Below are 16,904 nucleotides of genomic sequence, written 5' to 3' on the forward strand. Positions count from 1 at the left end.
AGTCTGAAGCTTCGCCAGACGTGGAAATTACGCGCAACTTTTCCGCAGACCGAATTATCTCCTCGGTATAAACACCGTTTGTACAAAGCAGGTAAAGTACTAGAGTGATATATATTTTCCTCAATTTGAACACCTGATTAACTGGAGTTTACCTTTCTCTTCCACCCAAAAATAGAGAGCGTTCTCATGCTTGAAAGGGCGATAGGGGAAATCGAACCGTTCAAGGAACTCACCGTCGGTGGTGTAGACGGACATTTTTCGGCTGGAATTATTTTTATCCTTATTGTTGGTCTCATAACTTATGAATATATAAGGTTCAATTATTAAAAGTTCGTAGTCGAAGTACAAAGCGTTATTGTTTTCAATTATCTTCCACCTCTCTTCAGGGACATATATTTCTGGTATTTTATAGTCATTTTCTTTTAAAGGCATGTATCTGAATCCATCACCACTAGCATTAAAAATTCTTAATCCAGAATCAGGAAAAGCGTAGGCCCAGATATTCTGGGATGTGTCTATATCAAATGAAAAAATATTAAGGTATGCGGCATTCAACCTAGGCCTAATATCATCCTGCACCCTAAATATTGAATCTACTTGTTCAAAAGAAGAATTTAATTCCGTAATCCATTGTCCTGTAGCCTCTTTAAAATAATTTCGCCAAATTTTTTTATATTTCTTTGCAAAAAATAGACTGTTTCTATCATACTTTTCTAACATACTTTTATATTTGCGAATATTTAATCCTCCAATCAAAATATTATTACTTGAGTTTATTTTTATGCCATTTATATAAATAGGATGGAATTTTTTATCTGATATTAATATACCATCCAGCGAATATTTCGATAAATATGAGCGACCATTTATAATATGAGATAAGTAGATAAAACCTTGATTTGAATAGGAGATAGCGTTATTCGCGGTAAATGGTTTAAACTCATCTCTTCCAAACTTTTTTTCAATATCTCCCTCCGCATTAAATACAACCACATAATTGTAATCTATGCATACGAAAATTTTATCTTTCGAAAAACTCATCCCCGTAATTAGACTGTTTTCGGATATGGATATATTTACCTCCTCAACCTCTTCAAAATAATTTGTCACTGGGATATTACTGGTTATTTCATTCGCAAATAATAAGGAGGCACTGATTGATAAAATTATGAGTTTCAATTCAAAGGATTTTAATAGTACCATATTTTTAATCCTTTTAGAGAGGGGTAAATGGTTTTACCCCTCCCATTATTAGTTAGGAATCAATGTAAATACTCAACTAATCAACCGGCAGGTAGACGGTTACACAATAGATATTTTCTGAATCAAAGCAACCGCCATTAATCCTGTGTCCAAAGTAGCCGCATAGCCCGAATCTACAATATTCTGCCTCCACCGGTTGCGGCGTCCCGAACGACGTCATCGCGTACATACCCAGAAGTACAGTCAAAATCCTCAGAGTTCTTACACTCAATATTTTACGAATCATATCCGTCCTCCTTTGTGATAATTATTGGTTCATTTCCCATATTACAAGGACTGTTCCGGAATTCTTATGATCAACATAAATACCTGTATTTATTAAATTTACTTATATCGATATATCTTTAGTAAGCCAATAATTGTTCACTACACTGAACTCCTATTCCGTGAATCCCCATCATCCTAGGGTTTTGCACTGTTCAGCTGCCTGAACAATTGTTCAGGATCGTGAATTTTTTCGGGGCAGCTCCCCCTGGTAAATGGTCCTGTACAGGAAAAGGTAAAATTTCCTCCACCTCGAATCAGAAATGTGGAGGGTTCTGGCGACGCCTCTGAGATCTCCGTCTTGTTCCAATGCAAACTCTATAAGCGACCGGACTTGAAGTCGACTCATATCACCTTTTATGTAGGGTGCATGGACTGCATCCCAGAAATCTTCACTGCCGGCAGCAAGGGCTACGTATAGATTGCCGACTGCTGTACCGGCATTTCCTGAAAATCGGATTGTACTTCCGTTCGGCGTTCCGAGCTGGTTCGGTAAGTGCTCAAGTCCAATATGTTGTGTAAAGGCACTTGCGAAAAATCCAGATTCCACACAATTGATTAATTCACGAATATTTCCGGGCCATTTATGTTGAACCAGACATTCTTTCACGGTGTTAGTAAAACGCTTCTCTGTATTATGATCAGTGTTGAGCTTTTCTAAGTTGTACTGAGCCAGCCGCAAAATGTCCTTTGACTCCCGTTCTCTCAGAGGTGGAAGGTTTATGGCATGTGTTGCAATCCGATAGTAAAAGTCCTTACGCAACCTGCCGTTTTGCAGAAGGAGTGGAACTTCCTGATTTGTGGCACTTATTATTCGAACGTCGACCTTCGTGGCAGTATCAGAGCCCAGTGGTTGAATCTCCCCCGTTTCGATTGCGCGTAGCAATATCTCCTGTGCGTGCCGAGGCATCGCCTCAATTTCATCTAAAAACAGTGTCCCGCCATTTGCCTTCCGAAATGCCCCGGGACGATTCTGTTCTGCTCCGGTGAATGCACCCTTTGTATGCCCGAATAAGGTGCTTAAGGCCATAGTTTCATCCCGGAGATGCGAACTGTTCAACGTTATCAATGGCTTGAGCCGGCGCCCACTTAAAAGATGAATGGCATGAGCCCAGAGCTCTTTTCCTGTCCCTGTTTCACCATAGATTATCACCGGGCGATTCGAACTGGAAAAAGCCAAGACGGAATCCATGGTTTCCAGCACGCATTTATCATGTCCGATGATAATTATCTCACGGCCAGAATTATATTTACGAGAAAGTGAGGATATCAGATGCTTTGTATATATCTGCCTGGCATATTTGCAAAAACCTTCAACAGTACCGGGGGAGAGATGCGAGGGATTACATAATGCGCTGATGCACAATTTTTCTTGTGTAAAAATTTCCAAATGAACATTCGAACAACGAACGCAAGATTCTACAGTATAGATATTTCCGTTTCGATTTGATTTCGCCTTTCCCTTACCCCGTTGACAAGCAAATGGTTCCGGGTAAATCTCATGGACTCCGGCTTTTCTTTTACCCCCATTATAAAAATATCTGCCAGGTAATGTTGACACCGACTCCAGTGGAATACTGAACGTGTTCCGCCCCCGGTAAAAGAGAAATTCCGATAGGTTTTTTGTACGCAAATAGTCCATAAACCATTCGTCCATAACTCAGAAACAAAAACGCCAACAGACAAGGATTTCACTAAAACTTACATCGAAAAAAACACTAGGTGAACAAATTGTAAACACCCTGGAGATTACTATCAAGTATTTTATGAACTTTTCTCCACGGCATAAAGATGGTAGAATGGAACCCCTAAGAATTTGATATAACCCGATCCCTGAGGAACATTTCAATTAAGGGAGAAATATATATACTGTATTCAATCGGACTATATCCGACTAATCAAATACCCCAATATCGTTTATCCCATTTCACTAAAGCGAATAATACTTCGCCTCGGGATGATGCACGATGATGGCGGATGTACTCTGCTCCGGGTGGAGCTGATAGCCCTCGGAGAGTTCCACGCCGATGGTGGAGGGATCGATCAAGCGAAACAGCTGCTCGTGATCTTCCAGGTGCGGGCAGGCGGGATAGCCGAAGCTGTATCGAGAGCCCCGATATCCCTGCTTGAATAACTTTTTGATTTCGTCGGCGTCCTCATCTCCGAATCCGAGTTCCCCGCGAACTATTTTATGCCAGTATTCCGCTAATCCTTCGGCGGTTTCCACACTGAAACCGTGCCAGAGGAGATACTCCTTGTACTCATCGTTATCGAACAGACGCTGGGATTCCTCCGAGGCTTTTTCGCCGACTGTTACAAGCTGGAACGCCACCACGTCCATTTCGCCGGAGTCCACGGGACGGAAAAAGTCCGCCAGGCAGCGATGCTGTTTGCCGTCCTGCCTCGGGAAGGTAAACCGCTCCCGCTCTTCGCGGGTGTCCGGATCGTAAACAATCAGGTCATTCTTCTCGGACTGGCACGGGAAGTAGCCGTAGGTCACCCGCGGATTCAGTAATCCCTCTTCCTTGCCCTTGCGCTGGAGCCGCTCGAATTCCGGCTCCACCTCTTCTTCGATCATTCGCTGGAAGTCTTCGCGGCTGCCGCCGGCCTTCCGGAACTGCCATTGGGCCCGGAACAGCGCAATGGTGTTGATGTACGGATAAACGTCGTCGATATCGATATCTTCGATCACTTTCGTACCCCAGAACGGCGGCTCCGGCACCGGATTATCCCGGTCGATGTCCGGCTCCACATACTCATCAGTACCCAGTGAAGGACCAATTGAACGGTTCTTGATCTTGCTGCTGATTTCCTTGGGCGGCGGGACTTCCAGCTCGACCTCGCCGGCCTCCTCCGCTTTTTCCTTCTTTTCCTTCACTAAATCATCCATGATACTCAGCCCGGTGAACGCATCTTTGCCGTAGTAGACCGGCCCGTGGTAGGTTTTCCGGAGGTCACTCTCCACGTAGCGGCGGTTCAGCGCTGCACCGCCGAGAAGCACCGGAATCTGCACGTTCCGCTCGTTCATGACCTCCAGGTTTTCCTTCATGATAATCGTGGATTTCACCAGGAGACCGCTCATGCCGATAGCGTCCGGATTGGTGGATTCCATGGCTTCCAGCATGTTATCGATGGGCACCTTGATTCCGAGATTTTCCACAGCATATCCGTTGTTAGTAAGAATAATATCCACCAAATTTTTCCCGATATCGTGAACGTCCCCTTTTACGGTAGCCAGCACGATTTTCCCCTTTTGAGAGGATTCGGACTTTTCCATATGCGGTTCCAGATGGGCGACAGCTGCCTTCATAGTCTCTGCGGATTGCAATACGAACGGCAGCTGCATCTCGCCGGCGCCGAACAGTTCGCCGACGGTTTTCATCCCGGCCAACAGAAAGTTATTAATAATATGCAGCGGCGAATACTCTTCAAGCGCCTCATCGAGGTCGTCGGTGAGTCCTTGTTTCCGTCCGTCAACGATCCGTTTCTCCAGACGCTCGTCTAACGGCAGGTCGGCATCCGCGGCCTCATCCACTTCACGCCGCGAACCACTGGATTCCTCGTAAAACGCCATCATCTCGGTGAGCGGGTCGTACTCGTCGGTACGATTGTCGAAGATCAGATCCTCGCACAATTTCCGTTCTTCTTCGGAAATCTGATACATGGGAATGATTTTTCCGGCGTGCACGATGGCGGCGTCCAGCCCGTATTCGATGGCCTTGTGCAGAAAGACGCTGTTCAGCACGTGCCGGGCGTCTGAGCTGAGTCCGAACGAGATATTGCTCACGCCCAGGATCGTCCGAACGCCAGGCAGTTCCTCTTTTACCCGGCGAATCGCTTCGATAGTTGCTTCACCTGCGCCGCGAAATTCTTCGTCCCCGCTGCCCAGGGTGAATGTTAAAGTATCGAATAAGAGATCTTCCGGGCGCATCCCATATTTATTCACTGCAATGTCATAGATACGCTTTGCAATCTCTACCTTACGCTCCACGGTCTTGGCCATGCCGTCTTCATCGATGGTAAGTGCCACAACCGCTGCGCCGTATCGCTTACAGAGCGGCAACACCCTGGCCATGCGTTCTTCGCCGTCTTCCATATTGATGGAGTTAACAATGGCCCGGCCGGAAATATTTTTGAGCGATTCCTCGATGACCTCCCATTCGGTGGAGTCGATCATCAATGGGATGGTCACCTGCTTGTTGAACCGCGGAATAATTTCGTTCATATCCCGGACTTCGTCCCGGCCGACATACGCAGCACAGACGTCTAGCACGTGTGCGCCACCGCGCTCCTGTTCCTTGGCCATTTCCACCATGCTGTCCCAGTCCTCGTCTTCCAGGAGGCCTTTGAATTTCTTGGAGCCGTTGGCGTTGGTCCGCTCCCCCACCAGCAGCGGCGGCGGATCCTGGGTGAGATCCACGGATTGATAGAGACTGGAGGCCGACGGCGACCAATTCACATCTCTGGGCTGAGGCGATTTCCCCTCCACTGCCTGCACCAGTTTTTCAAGATGGGCAGGCGTATTGCCGCAGCATCCGCCGACGATGTTCACGCCCAGATCGTCGACAAAGTGACTCAGCGTGCTTGCCAATTCTTCCGGCTGCAGCGGATAGACGGTCTCGCCGCCGATATTCTCCGGGATGCCGGCGTTGGGGATCGCGGAGATCGGGCGTTTACTGTTCGCGCTCAGATACCGGATATGATCGGACATCTTCTCCGGTCCTGTGGCGCAGTTCATTCCAATGACGTCGATAACGTCGTATGGTTCCAGAGAAGTGAGCGCGGCAGCGATATCCGAACCGACCAGTAGGGTTCCGGTGGTCTCCACCGTCACCTGCATGATCACCGGGATCTTCCGCCCAATTTTCTTGAAATAATCCTGGATTGCAGCCAGCACTGCTTTGGCTTGCAGGATGTCCTGGCAGGTCTCGATGATCAGCACATCAGCACCGCCGTCTACCAGGCCTGCCACCTGCGGATCGTAGGCTGCCTTCAGATCATCAAAGGAGATATGTCCCAGTGTCGGCAATTTGGTCCCCGGACCGATGGAGCCGGCCACGAACCGCGGAAAATCCGGTGTGGAATAATCGCTCGCCACATCTTTGGCAAGTTCCGCTGCGGTTTTATTGATTTCATATGATTTTTCGGCAATGTCATATTCACCGAGCACAATACTAGTCGCGCCGAAGGTGTCGGTCTCCACCACCTGGCAGCCCACGTCCAGAAAGCTGGCGTGTACCTGCCGGATGGCATCGGGCTTGGAGATGACCAAATACTCGTTGCACCCGTCTAACCCGTTGAAGTCGTCCGGATTCAAATCCATATCCTGGATGGAGGTGCCCATGGCGCCGTCGAAGACGACGATTCGGTTTTGTACTTCCGTCAAAAAATCACTCATCTATAAAACTCCGTTATCTGCTGGTATATTATATCCACTTCTTCCGTCGAATGTACCACATGAAGTGGTTTTTCTGCATAGATTTTATCCCGCCACTCCGGTCGTCGATTGACAATCAGGGCTTTCGCTCCGTTCTGATGTGCACAGATTGCATCTCGTGGTGTATCGCCAACGATTAAAGTCTGCTCGGGATCATACGATTCGCCAAGTAACCGCTCTGCCTTTTCCCAGGCAATGACCGGGAGCTCGTTCCGGTCGATGGAATCGCTGCCGAATGCGCCGAAGGCAAAATCCTCCCAGATATCGAACGGCGCCAATTTGATCTTTGCGCCGGTGACCAGATTCCCGGTCAGGAGGGCCAGGCGGATTTCCGACCGTTGTTTCAGCCGCTCAAGTAATTCCGGGATGCCCGGATACAGGTACTGGTCATCCCGCTCGGGATACGCCACTTCGAGGATTTCAAGGTAGCGCTCGCCAACTTTTTCTACCACCGCCTCGGGGTTGCCGTCCAATAATCCCGTCCGGCTCAATGCATTTTTGATAATCCCCAGATCGGTATATCCTGCAACATCTTCGATCCGCAACTCAATCTTTTCGCCGGTTATATCTGTCAATGCTCTCCCAAGGGATTCCCTGGCCGACGATCCGCAGTGCAGCAGCGTGCCGTCGATGTCGAAGAGAACGAGCTTATTTGGTTGATTTGAAGTCATTTATCAAGTGTTATAGTGTTCGGGTGTTTGAGTGTTCAAGTAGCTGCGTGATTCCGTGTTATTGTGTTAATGTGTTATCGTTTCGCGCCTTCTTAGTCATCCCGGGGGATTCCTACCGGGGTAATCCTAATCTTAATCTAGTTTTTCCTGCCGGAGAATGATATAGGTAACAGCCGCGTCTTAGTGTTAGTAATCGACCGCCTTGGAATGAGATTCCAAGGCTAAATTTTAAGTCTCGCAATCTCATTGCGAGGCCAGAGCCATATTTCTGGCTCACCCCTACGTCACCGAAAATTCATCTGCCGGTTCGCCTTTGTCTCCGACGACCTGCACCTTCATCAGATTTGTGGTGCCTGGAACGCCAATGGGCACACCGGCGGATAGCACAATTCGATCGTCGTCAATAACTACACCGAGCTCTTTTAAATGTGCCTCGGCGAGGTCGAACATTTCATCGGTGTTCAGGGCGTTGGTAATACGCAGCGGATGTACCCCCCAAACCAGGTTCAGCTGCCGCTGGATATCGACGGATGGTGTCAGCGCATAAATAGGGGCAGGTGGACGATATTTACTTACCATCCGGGCGGTACTGCCGCTCTGCGTAAACGTCACGATGGCCTTGGCTCTCACATCTATGGCAGCCTGAAATACCGCATGGCTCACCGAATCGGCGATGGATTTCATGTAATCCGTGGGATAGCGCCGCTGGGAATAGTTGATTTCCCTTTCCGTAGATAATATGATACTGTTCATCATATCCACGGCTACCACCGGATATTTCCCGACCGCGGTTTCGCCGGAGAGCATCACACAATCGGTGCCGTCATAAATAGCGTTGGCAACATCTGCCGCTTCCGCCCGCGTTGGCCGGTTATTCTCGATCATTGATTCCAGCATCTGGGTGGCGGTTATTACCGGCTTCCCGGCTTGATTACACTTCTGTATGAGCTGCTTCTGCAAATGCGGCACATTTTCGATGGGTAACTCCACTCCCAGATCGCCTCTGGCGACCATCACACCCTGAAATGCCTCGATGATCTCGTCAATCTCCCGGATGGCCTGCGGTGTTTCAATCTTTGCGACGATAGGTTTGCAGATACCCTCCTCCCGCATCACCTCATACACCGATTTGATATTCTCCGCTTCCCGGACAAAACTCAGCGCAAACCAGTCCACGCCAGCGTGCAGGCCAAACCGCAAATTCGCCTTATCATCCTTAGAGAGCGCAGGCAGATCGATATCCGTATCGGGCAAATTCACACCCTTCCGGGAAGTCACCAACCCTCCGGTATCCACCCGGGCTTTGACCTTTTTCCCAGCGATGTCAATAACCGTCAACTGGATAGCGCCATCATTAATGAAAATACGCTTGCCGGGCTCCAGCATGGATGCAAACGCCGGGCATTCCACCGGAAGAGCTTCCGGACCATCCGTTCCCTCTTCGAGTGTCAGCACTGTCCCGTCTTCCAGCATTATTCCGTCGTCCGGTAGTTCTCCCAGACGAATTTTAGGGCCGGCCAGATCATACAGAATACTCAGCGGCTTTCCTTCCTCTTCCTCGAATGCCCGAACCATTTCGATCATTTGTTCGTGGGTTTTCTGGCTTCCGTGCGCACTGTTAATCCGTATAACGTCCACCCCGTGTCGAATCATTTCCCGGAGCACTTTCTCGTCAGTGCTGGCCGGGCCAACGGTGGCGATTATTTTGGTTTTCGCGAAATTGTCCAGGTTCATTTGCTCAATGCCTCAATTAGTTTGCTACGATTGCCCTGTTTCGGCCGGCGTATCCGAATCCACTGGCCGGGAATTAAAGTCCAACTCCTCGTGATAAATTTTGACCATAGTTAAAAAGAGTGCTGCCACAACCGGTCCCATAATGAGCCCCAAAAATCCGAACAAATATATTCCCCCAAGGATACTGAAAAACAGTACCAGCGTGTGGAGTTTTGTCCGTCCGGAAATCAGGACAGGCCGCAGAAAATTGTCAATCTGACTGACCATCAGTGTCCCCCAAATCAAAAGAAGAATTCCCTTCCCGAACTCTCCCTGGGCGAGCAGTATTCCGCTGGCCGGGAGATACACGATCGGTGCCCCGACCACAGGGAAGATGGACAGAAACGCCATTACAGCCCCCCAAAATATCGGTGATGGCAATCCCAGAATCCAGAAAGCAATCCCGCCGAGGAATCCCTGGAATAATGCAACGACCAAATCCCCAAGCACGGTTGCAGTAATAACTTCCGAGAACCGGGAAACGATTTCGTCCCGCTGTTTTTGTCCCAGGGGAATAATATCCCGGAGAAATTGCACGATACGTTCCCCATCTTTGAAAAAATAAAACAGGGTAAACACCATCAGCACAAACGAGAACAATGTTTTGGAAAAGTTCTGGACAATGCCGGTCACCTGGGAAACCGCAAAACTGCTGAGCCGCTGCATCACGGAACTAACGATGGAAAACAGATCAATAGAATTCAGATCAATCACATCATTAACCTGCTCCCGGATATCCACGAAGACTGGCCCCTGAAAAAACTGAAGAATTTCCCCGTACCGGCCGGTGTTAAACCATTGTTGAACCAGGTCATACGTCTGAACAATTTCTGCAACCAGGAGAATACTCAGGAGAGACATAGGAACCACGATAATCAGGATTACCAACAGCGTCATAATCGTGGCGCTGAGAGATCGCCAGGGCACTTTTGCCGTCAGCCGATTGTTTAATGGCGTAAACAGAATAGCAAACACTGCCGCCCATGAGATAGGAGCGAAAAACGGGCGCCAGATCATGTAAAACAGAAAGGCGATGACACCAGCAAGGCCCAACAAAATCGGCAGGACAAGATACTCGCGTTTCATTTGTTCACATACCCTTTACTGCGATGGCTCCTGCGAGGATTTCGCCATTGGCGAATTCACTACCTCAAACTCAATGCGAATCCCTGTGGATTCAAAATAAATGCCCCGGATCTCCACATATTTCAGCATAGTTGCCACCTGTGGAAAGGCACCAATATCTATGGTAATTATTGGGTATGCAATAGTTAAGAATTGTGCCTGAGGCTGCACCAACTTATTCATCAGCCAGGATTTGAGGAGGCTGTCCAGTACGCCGAATGACGGTTTGGAATCCTTCACTCTGAATAAAATCCGTGTTCCGGAAAATTTGGCAAACTCCAGTCGCGCAAAAAACTGCTGCTCCCAAAGATGACGGAACGTCCCGTGAACCACAAGAGTTTGCTCCAGATATCCCAGGGTAAACGGGAGATCCCTGTCTTTGGAAATCCGTTCAATATCACCGGCTTTCAGATTGATTTCAGCCATAGATTTAAATGTAGGTATAAGCGGAGTGAGTTACAAACCCAACTACAGTGTTCAAGTGTTATCGTGTTCAGGTGTTATAGTTGTCGCGTGTCTGGTGTCCACTGTCCCGGGTCAAGACTGATTTGCTCTCTGAAGTGGCGGAATATGGATAATGAACAAAAGTGAACTGACTTGTGGAAACCGGGAAAGGATTTGTTACATTTTTGACTATGGAAATGATAACCGGTTCTGAACTAGTTCTGTTTTTAGTGATAGTCTTTCTCGGTGCATTCCTCCAGTCGGTGATCGGGTTTGGTGGAAATTTCTTCAGTGTCGGGATTTTGGCACTCTGGCTGCCGGCCAGAGATGTCATTGTGATCCTGGCGGCGGTATTCGCTTTGAACAACCTCATGATGGTCTGGCTCAACCGCTCCCGGATCCAATTGAATACAATCCGTCCGGTGATTTTTCTGGTATTGGCCGGAGGCACGGCAGGAAGTGTTATTCTCCCACAGCTGCAGCCTACGGTGATTTATATTACCCTTGGGATCACCATTATTGGACTCAACCTGCTCCAGTTCCGAAGGGACTCCAGCACCGGAGACACCCTCCATCCCGCGGCGAACACCGGACTTCTGCTCGGGGGTGGAATAATCCAGGGTGCCATTGGAACCGGAGGTCCGCTGATTGTCACCGTTCTCGCTCAACAAATTCGTTCGCCCCGGGCGTTTCGCGGGACGGCCAACGTGCTGTTTTTTCTCCTGAATGCCGGGCGTTCGGCCTTATATATCCAGCAGGATTTAATGAGCCCATCCATGGAAATTCCGATGTTGGCTGGCATGGGGAGCCTTGTAATAGCGACGCTCGTTGGCCACAGAATTTCACTCCGTATTCCGGAGACGGTTTTACGAAAGAGTATTGCCGGATTTTTGATAATTATCGGGATCGCAATGGTGGGGAAGACGCTACTTTAGGGATAAATAGGGTTTTTTAGTGTCTGGGTGATTACCCGGAGGAGAGAAATCCACTCAAGAGGAAACAGGTGACAGTAAAAAAAACGCCCCGACGGAATCGGGGCGCTGGTTAATGGGTGAGAGACGGGACTTGAACCCGCGACCACCAGGGCCACAACCTGGCGCTCTACCAAGCTGAGCTACTCCCACCGTGTCAAAGCGTTAAAAGATACCGAGGGAACTAGCAATTGTCAAATTGAATTGCACGGGTTCACCCTGGATTGACTGCCGGTTTTGATTGCTTGCAATATGGGGAGCCGAGAAATAAATTCTTCCGGCACTTTTTTCATTAGAAGGCGTTAGAGCAATTTATGACAAATCATACACCAGGAACCGGCACGGTTCACGTTCGCCAGCAGAAACCTTCTCATTGGGAACGCTTAAAAAAGCGATTCATCATTTCGCTCATCATCGTTTTTGCAGTTGGTTTTGGTCTGTTGGCGTATCTGTACATACTCTCCAGGGATCTCCCGTCGCTGACCCAGCTGGAAAACTTTGATCCCAGCCTGATCACCAGGATCTACTCGTCTGACGGCGTGGTCATCAAGGAGTTATTTACCCAGCGACGCGTATTTATTCCCCTGGATGAGTTGCCACCCTACCTGGTGGATGCCCTGATTTCCACCGAGGACCAGCGCTTTTACAATCACTGGGGCTTTAACGTTGTTCGAACATTTAAAGCCCTCGCAGTCGACATTATGCTGATGAGTTGGGAGCAGGGTGCCAGCACCATCAGCCAGCAACTCGCCCGAAACCTGTATGAAACGATCGGCTTTAAAAAAACCATCCCCAGGAAAATTAAGGAGGCCATCACTTCCATCCAGATTGAACGGACTTATACCAAAGATGAAATCCTGGAGATGTACCTGAACTCCATCTACTTTGGTCATGGCGTGTACGGCATTGAAGCAGCTGCCAGGGAATATTACAGCAAACGGGCCAAGGATCTGACTCTGGATGAAGCCGCCACGCTGGTCGGTCTGTTGCGCTTGCCGGCGTATTATTCGCCGATTAACCATCCGGACCGGGCTCACTCCAGGCGAAATGTGGTACTCCACTCCATGCATTCCATGGGGTATATCAGCCAGCCGATTTACCGGCATTTCGCCTCGCGGGATATCCGTACCGAATCGCCGGAATCTGACGGAACAGGGATTGCCCCGTATTTTACCGAATATGTCCGACGTCAGCTGGAGCGGGAGGCGGAAGCACTAGATATCGATCCATATCGGGATGGCCTTTCCATTTACACCACGCTGGACTCCCGGGTGCAAGCTGCGGCAAACCGTTCGTATAACCGGTTTATCCAGGAACAACAGGCCGCATTGAACCAGCGGCTGCTCAATGATGTTGATGAGCTGGCGGAAATTATCGATACCACCAAATTCAGTGTAGACACACTCCATCAGATGATTCGCGGACAGGCGCAGATGGATTCGACGCTGCGATCCAAGCTGGTGGTTCAGGGGGCACTTGTATCGCTTAATCCTGGCACGGGGCATATCCTGGCGATGATCGGCGGACGAGATTTTCGACGCTCCAAGTTTAACCGGGCTACCCAAGCGCAGCGGCAGCCCGGGTCAGTGTTCAAACCCTTTATTTATACCACCGCCATTGATAACGGTTATCCGGTGACCCGGCAACTTCTGAACCAGCCGGTGGTCCTTTTCCTCGATGATACCACCCGATGGACGCCACAAAATTACGATCGCACTACGGGCGGATTAACGACACTCCGGGAGGGGCTCCGTCGATCATTAAACCTGATTTCCGTGCGGATGGTGCAGGAACTGGTCCCGCCGGATCGGGTAGTGGAGTACGCTCATCGCATGGGTATCACTACCAGACTCCGGGCGGTGGATGCCCTGGCACTGGGGACGTCCGAAGTAATTCCGCTGGAAGTTACGTCCGCCTATTCTATCTTCGCCAATCATGGTATCTGGACAGAGCCGGTGGGCATCACGCGGATTGTGGATCGCTATGGAAACGTGCTGAAGGACTACGTACCATATAAGAAGGAAGTCCTGAGCGAGGAGACGGCCTTTTTGATGGTGGATCTGATGCAGGGTGTGATGAACGAGTCGGGTGGAACCGGTACCAGCGCACGCTGGCGCTGGGGATTCCGCCGGCCGGCCGGCGGTAAAACAGGAACGACGCAAAACTTCACTGATGCCTGGTTCGTGGGCTACACGCCACAGATTGCATCCGGTGTTTGGGTTGGAGTGGATAATCCTGCAGTGAGCCTGGGACCAAGACGTTCAGGTGCGACAGCCGCATTACCGATGTGGGCCACCTTTATGAAGACGGCACACGATACGCTGGATCTGCCGGAAGCGGAATTCGAACGACCGGACGGCATCGTGGAACGAAAGATCTGTTCGGAATCCAAAAAACTTCCAACCCAATACTGTCCCACGGAAACCGAAATTTTTAACCAGAAATATATTCCTACAGAAACGTGTAATGTTCATGGAAATTTTGATGACCGCCAGGATAATAGCGGCCGGAGAACGTTTTGACGAGTAAGACCAGTGTTCAAGTGTTACGGTGTTATAGTTGAATATCTTCTTAATCTTAATCGGATTGTCTCCACCGGAGAAGTGAGTCCGCCACAGCGGAGGAGAAGGGGAAACAACTAACTACTGACAACGAACAGATTACCCACTAAAGCAGGGACTACCAACAAGATCTCCTCATTAATTGTTACTGTTTTCCGTGTTTCACCATTTATATCCTGATATTAATGGCCGGATCTTCCATGCAAGCCCGCACAAGCGCGTAATCCGGACCACATTCAGTTATGAGTCTGCTCTAAAACGGGGCTGAAGCCCCCTATTTTACTATACACCCTTATTTATCCCGTCCCGTCCGGACGGGGACGGGGCTATTCATATTCTTCTGATTTTTCATTATGGTAATGTGCTTTTAAGAGTACACCCAGTTGTGAAATATGTAATACTCATCCCGTATACCCTTATTCCACTATACCTCATCATTACTGGCTGAATAACTTCGCGTAACTCAGCGGAATCACTCTATAATTGTTTTATGCATAGGCAGGTCAAGTCTCATCCCCGATAACTTCATGTATCATTGTCGGTGGTGAGGCGTCGGCATCATCGATTTCGAACACATCCAAAATAGACTGTTTGGCTTCTTCCACCACTGATTCTTTGTCCGTATAACATACGGCGAGTACGTCCCCGGCATTCACCCGGTCTCCGATCTTTCTTTCCAGGGATATCCCGGCTTTGGGGTCAATGACATCGCCCATCTGCATCCGTCCCGCGCCCAGTTTGACGCTGGTTGTCCCCAGCTGATAGCTGTCCAGGGATTGGACAATCCCCTCTGCAGGTGCGGTGACTTCCACAGAAAATTTTGAGGGTTCCAACGAAAGTAAACTATCGATGATTTTAGGATCCCCACCCTGGATTTCCACCAGGTCGTAGAATTTTTCCAGCGCCTCGCCGGTTTCAATCAATTCATTTAAAACAGTCTTGGCTGCGGGGACATCCTCCGCTTTTCCGGCAAGGACTAACATCTCCGCGCTCAACTCCATGGTGACTTCCATAAGATCTGCCGGGCCGTTTCCTTTCAGGCACTCCACCGATTCCACCACCTCGTTCCGGTTCCCGATCTGATTCCCCAGCGGCTGGTTCATATCCGTGATCACCACCCGGACATCCAGACCAAATTCTTTTCCAATATCCGCCAGTTGGTTCGCTAATTCCCGAGACTTCTCTTCCTCTGCGATAAACGCCCCGCGTCCGGTCTTCACATCCAGCACCAGGCCATCGATGCCCTCGGCTATCTTTTTGCTCATAATCGATCCGCAGATGAGCGGAATGGAACGTACCGTGGCGGTGACATCTCTGAGGGCGTACATCTTTTTGTCTGCGGGGACCATTGTGGCGCTCTGTCCCATGATGCACACTCCGAACTCGTCAACCTGGCGCCGGAAGTCATCTATGGAATAGTCTGTGGTAAAACCCGGGATAGATTCCAGCTTATCCAGTGTACCTCCGGTATGCCCGAGGCCCCGACCGGAAATCATAGGAATTTTTACGCCAGCGGCTGCAACCAATGGAGCCAGTATCAGCGTCACTTTGTCGCCGACGCCCCCGGTACTGTGTTTGTCGATTTTGTATCCGGAAATGTCGGACAGGTCGATTCGCTCTCCGGATTCAATCATGGCCTCCACCAGCACGGCTGTCTCTTCAATGGAAAAACCCTGGAAGTAGATCGCCATGAGCCATGCGGAGATCTGGTAGTCGGGGATGTTTCCGGCGGTGAACTCCTTGACCATAAACCGGATTTCTTCCGGCGAATGCCGGTCGCCCTGCTGCTTTTTTTCGATGATTTCGTATGGAAGCATTATTCTGAATTTTCAACCAATCTGCGGAGCCGCAATTGTATTTCATTCTGCAGGTAGGAGCGGGTCTCCTCGTTCACATGAAAGACGGCCACGTCTTCTCTGGACTTAATGGCATCCGTGGTTTCGTTTTTCCCCTGCATGATGGTCCCGATGAGTGGCTTTGTACTATCCAAAATACTTTGCAGGACCGTTTGGAATTTTTCGGGCAAGAGTTCCATCTTGCCGATTTCATCTATGGCGATCACCTGGTTTTCGCGAAGCGCCTTTTCCATAGCGGCGACACCGACCTTTTCAAGGCTAGGGACATCCACATAATATTTCCCGACCTGCTCCTCTGTGCCCAGGTCCACATGAGCCAGGATACCCCGGCGGCCGTCCAGCGTATCCAGTGTAAACCCTACCCGCTGATTTCCACGACGCATCTCACTGGAAAAAAAACCGCCAATGGAATAATCGATCTGTTTCAACACTTTTTTTATTAAGGTCGTCTTGCCGCTGCCGGGCTGCCCGGTCAACAACAGATTTGTTTCTGGCATACTGCGAGTTCCTTCTCTCTATAAAAGCTCCGGTAAGTCGTT

General features: G+C 49.4%; 12 protein-coding genes and 1 tRNA gene. 2 read left to right on the forward strand and 11 right to left on the reverse strand.

The features are described from left to right. Nucleotides 1-120: 120 nt before the first annotated feature. From K9N57_09115 to K9N57_09150, 8 genes are all read right to left on the reverse strand, one after another. On the reverse strand, nt 121-1,203 hold the full coding sequence (locus K9N57_09115) for a hypothetical protein (protein ID MCF7804337.1): 1,083 nt from the start codon (nt 1,201-1,203) through the stop codon (nt 121-123). 76 nt (nt 1,204-1,279) lie between these two features. Beyond that, complete coding sequence (locus K9N57_09120) at nt 1,280-1,489, reverse strand: hypothetical protein (protein MCF7804338.1); 210 nt, start codon at nt 1,487-1,489, stop codon at nt 1,280-1,282. A 213-nt stretch (nt 1,490-1,702) separates the two neighbouring features. Then, nucleotides 1,703-2,719 carry a sigma 54-interacting transcriptional regulator gene (locus K9N57_09125; GenBank protein ID MCF7804339.1) on the reverse strand — a complete coding sequence of 339 codons (1,017 nt, stop codon included), beginning with the start codon at nt 2,717-2,719 and terminating at the stop codon, nt 1,703-1,705. Nucleotides 2,720-3,457: 738 nt separating this feature from the next. Next, complete coding sequence (metH, locus tag K9N57_09130; GenBank protein MCF7804340.1) at nt 3,458-6,925, reverse strand: methionine synthase; 3,468 nt, start codon at nt 6,923-6,925, stop codon at nt 3,458-3,460. After that, the gene (locus tag K9N57_09135; protein ID MCF7804341.1) at nt 6,922-7,635 is read right to left on the reverse strand and encodes an HAD hydrolase-like protein; all 714 of its coding nucleotides are present in this window, start codon (nt 7,633-7,635) and stop codon (nt 6,922-6,924) included. The genes metH and K9N57_09135 overlap by 4 nt, the downstream gene beginning before the upstream one ends. A gap of 279 nt (nt 7,636-7,914) precedes the next feature. Next, nucleotides 7,915-9,369: a pyruvate kinase gene (gene pyk, locus K9N57_09140; protein MCF7804342.1), complete on the reverse strand. Its 1,455-nt coding sequence runs from the start codon at nt 9,367-9,369 to the stop codon at nt 7,915-7,917. Nucleotides 9,370-9,393: 24 nt separating this feature from the next. Continuing rightward, complete coding sequence (locus K9N57_09145) at nt 9,394-10,494, reverse strand: AI-2E family transporter (protein ID MCF7804343.1); 1,101 nt, start codon at nt 10,492-10,494, stop codon at nt 9,394-9,396. 15 nt (nt 10,495-10,509) lie between these two features. Further along, nucleotides 10,510-10,959, reverse strand: a complete 450-nt coding sequence (locus K9N57_09150) for a hypothetical protein (protein MCF7804344.1) — start codon at nt 10,957-10,959, stop codon at nt 10,510-10,512. Nucleotides 10,960-11,174: 215 nt separating this feature from the next. Here K9N57_09150 and K9N57_09155 point away from each other — a divergent pair, with 215 nt between their 5' ends. After that, nucleotides 11,175-11,912 (forward strand): sulfite exporter TauE/SafE family protein, encoded by a 738-nt coding sequence (locus K9N57_09155; GenBank protein MCF7804345.1) that lies wholly within the window; start codon nt 11,175-11,177, stop codon nt 11,910-11,912. A 115-nt stretch (nt 11,913-12,027) separates the two neighbouring features. Here the strand turns inward: K9N57_09155 and K9N57_09160 are convergent. Beyond that, a tRNA-His gene (locus tag K9N57_09160) sits at nt 12,028-12,101 on the reverse strand. A gap of 161 nt (nt 12,102-12,262) precedes the next feature. On the opposite strand from K9N57_09160, the gene K9N57_09165 reads away from it, so the two are divergent. Beyond that, complete coding sequence (locus K9N57_09165) at nt 12,263-14,470, forward strand: PBP1A family penicillin-binding protein (protein ID MCF7804346.1); 2,208 nt, start codon at nt 12,263-12,265, stop codon at nt 14,468-14,470. Nucleotides 14,471-15,012: 542 nt separating this feature from the next. On the opposite strand, the gene K9N57_09170 is transcribed toward K9N57_09165, so the two are convergent. Together K9N57_09170 and K9N57_09175 are read right to left on the reverse strand one after the other, a co-directional pair. After that, nucleotides 15,013-16,326, reverse strand: a complete 1,314-nt coding sequence (locus K9N57_09170; protein ID MCF7804347.1) for a thymidine phosphorylase — start codon at nt 16,324-16,326, stop codon at nt 15,013-15,015. Beyond that, the gene (locus K9N57_09175) at nt 16,326-16,862 is read right to left on the reverse strand and encodes an NTPase (GenBank protein MCF7804348.1); all 537 of its coding nucleotides are present in this window, start codon (nt 16,860-16,862) and stop codon (nt 16,326-16,328) included. The genes K9N57_09170 and K9N57_09175 overlap by 1 nt, the downstream gene beginning before the upstream one ends. Between the last annotated feature and the right edge of the window lie 42 nt (nt 16,863-16,904).

The organism is Candidatus Neomarinimicrobiota bacterium (assembly GCA_021734025.1).
Taxonomy (GTDB): domain Bacteria; phylum Fidelibacterota; class JAANXI01; order JAANXI01; family JAANXI01; genus JAANXI01.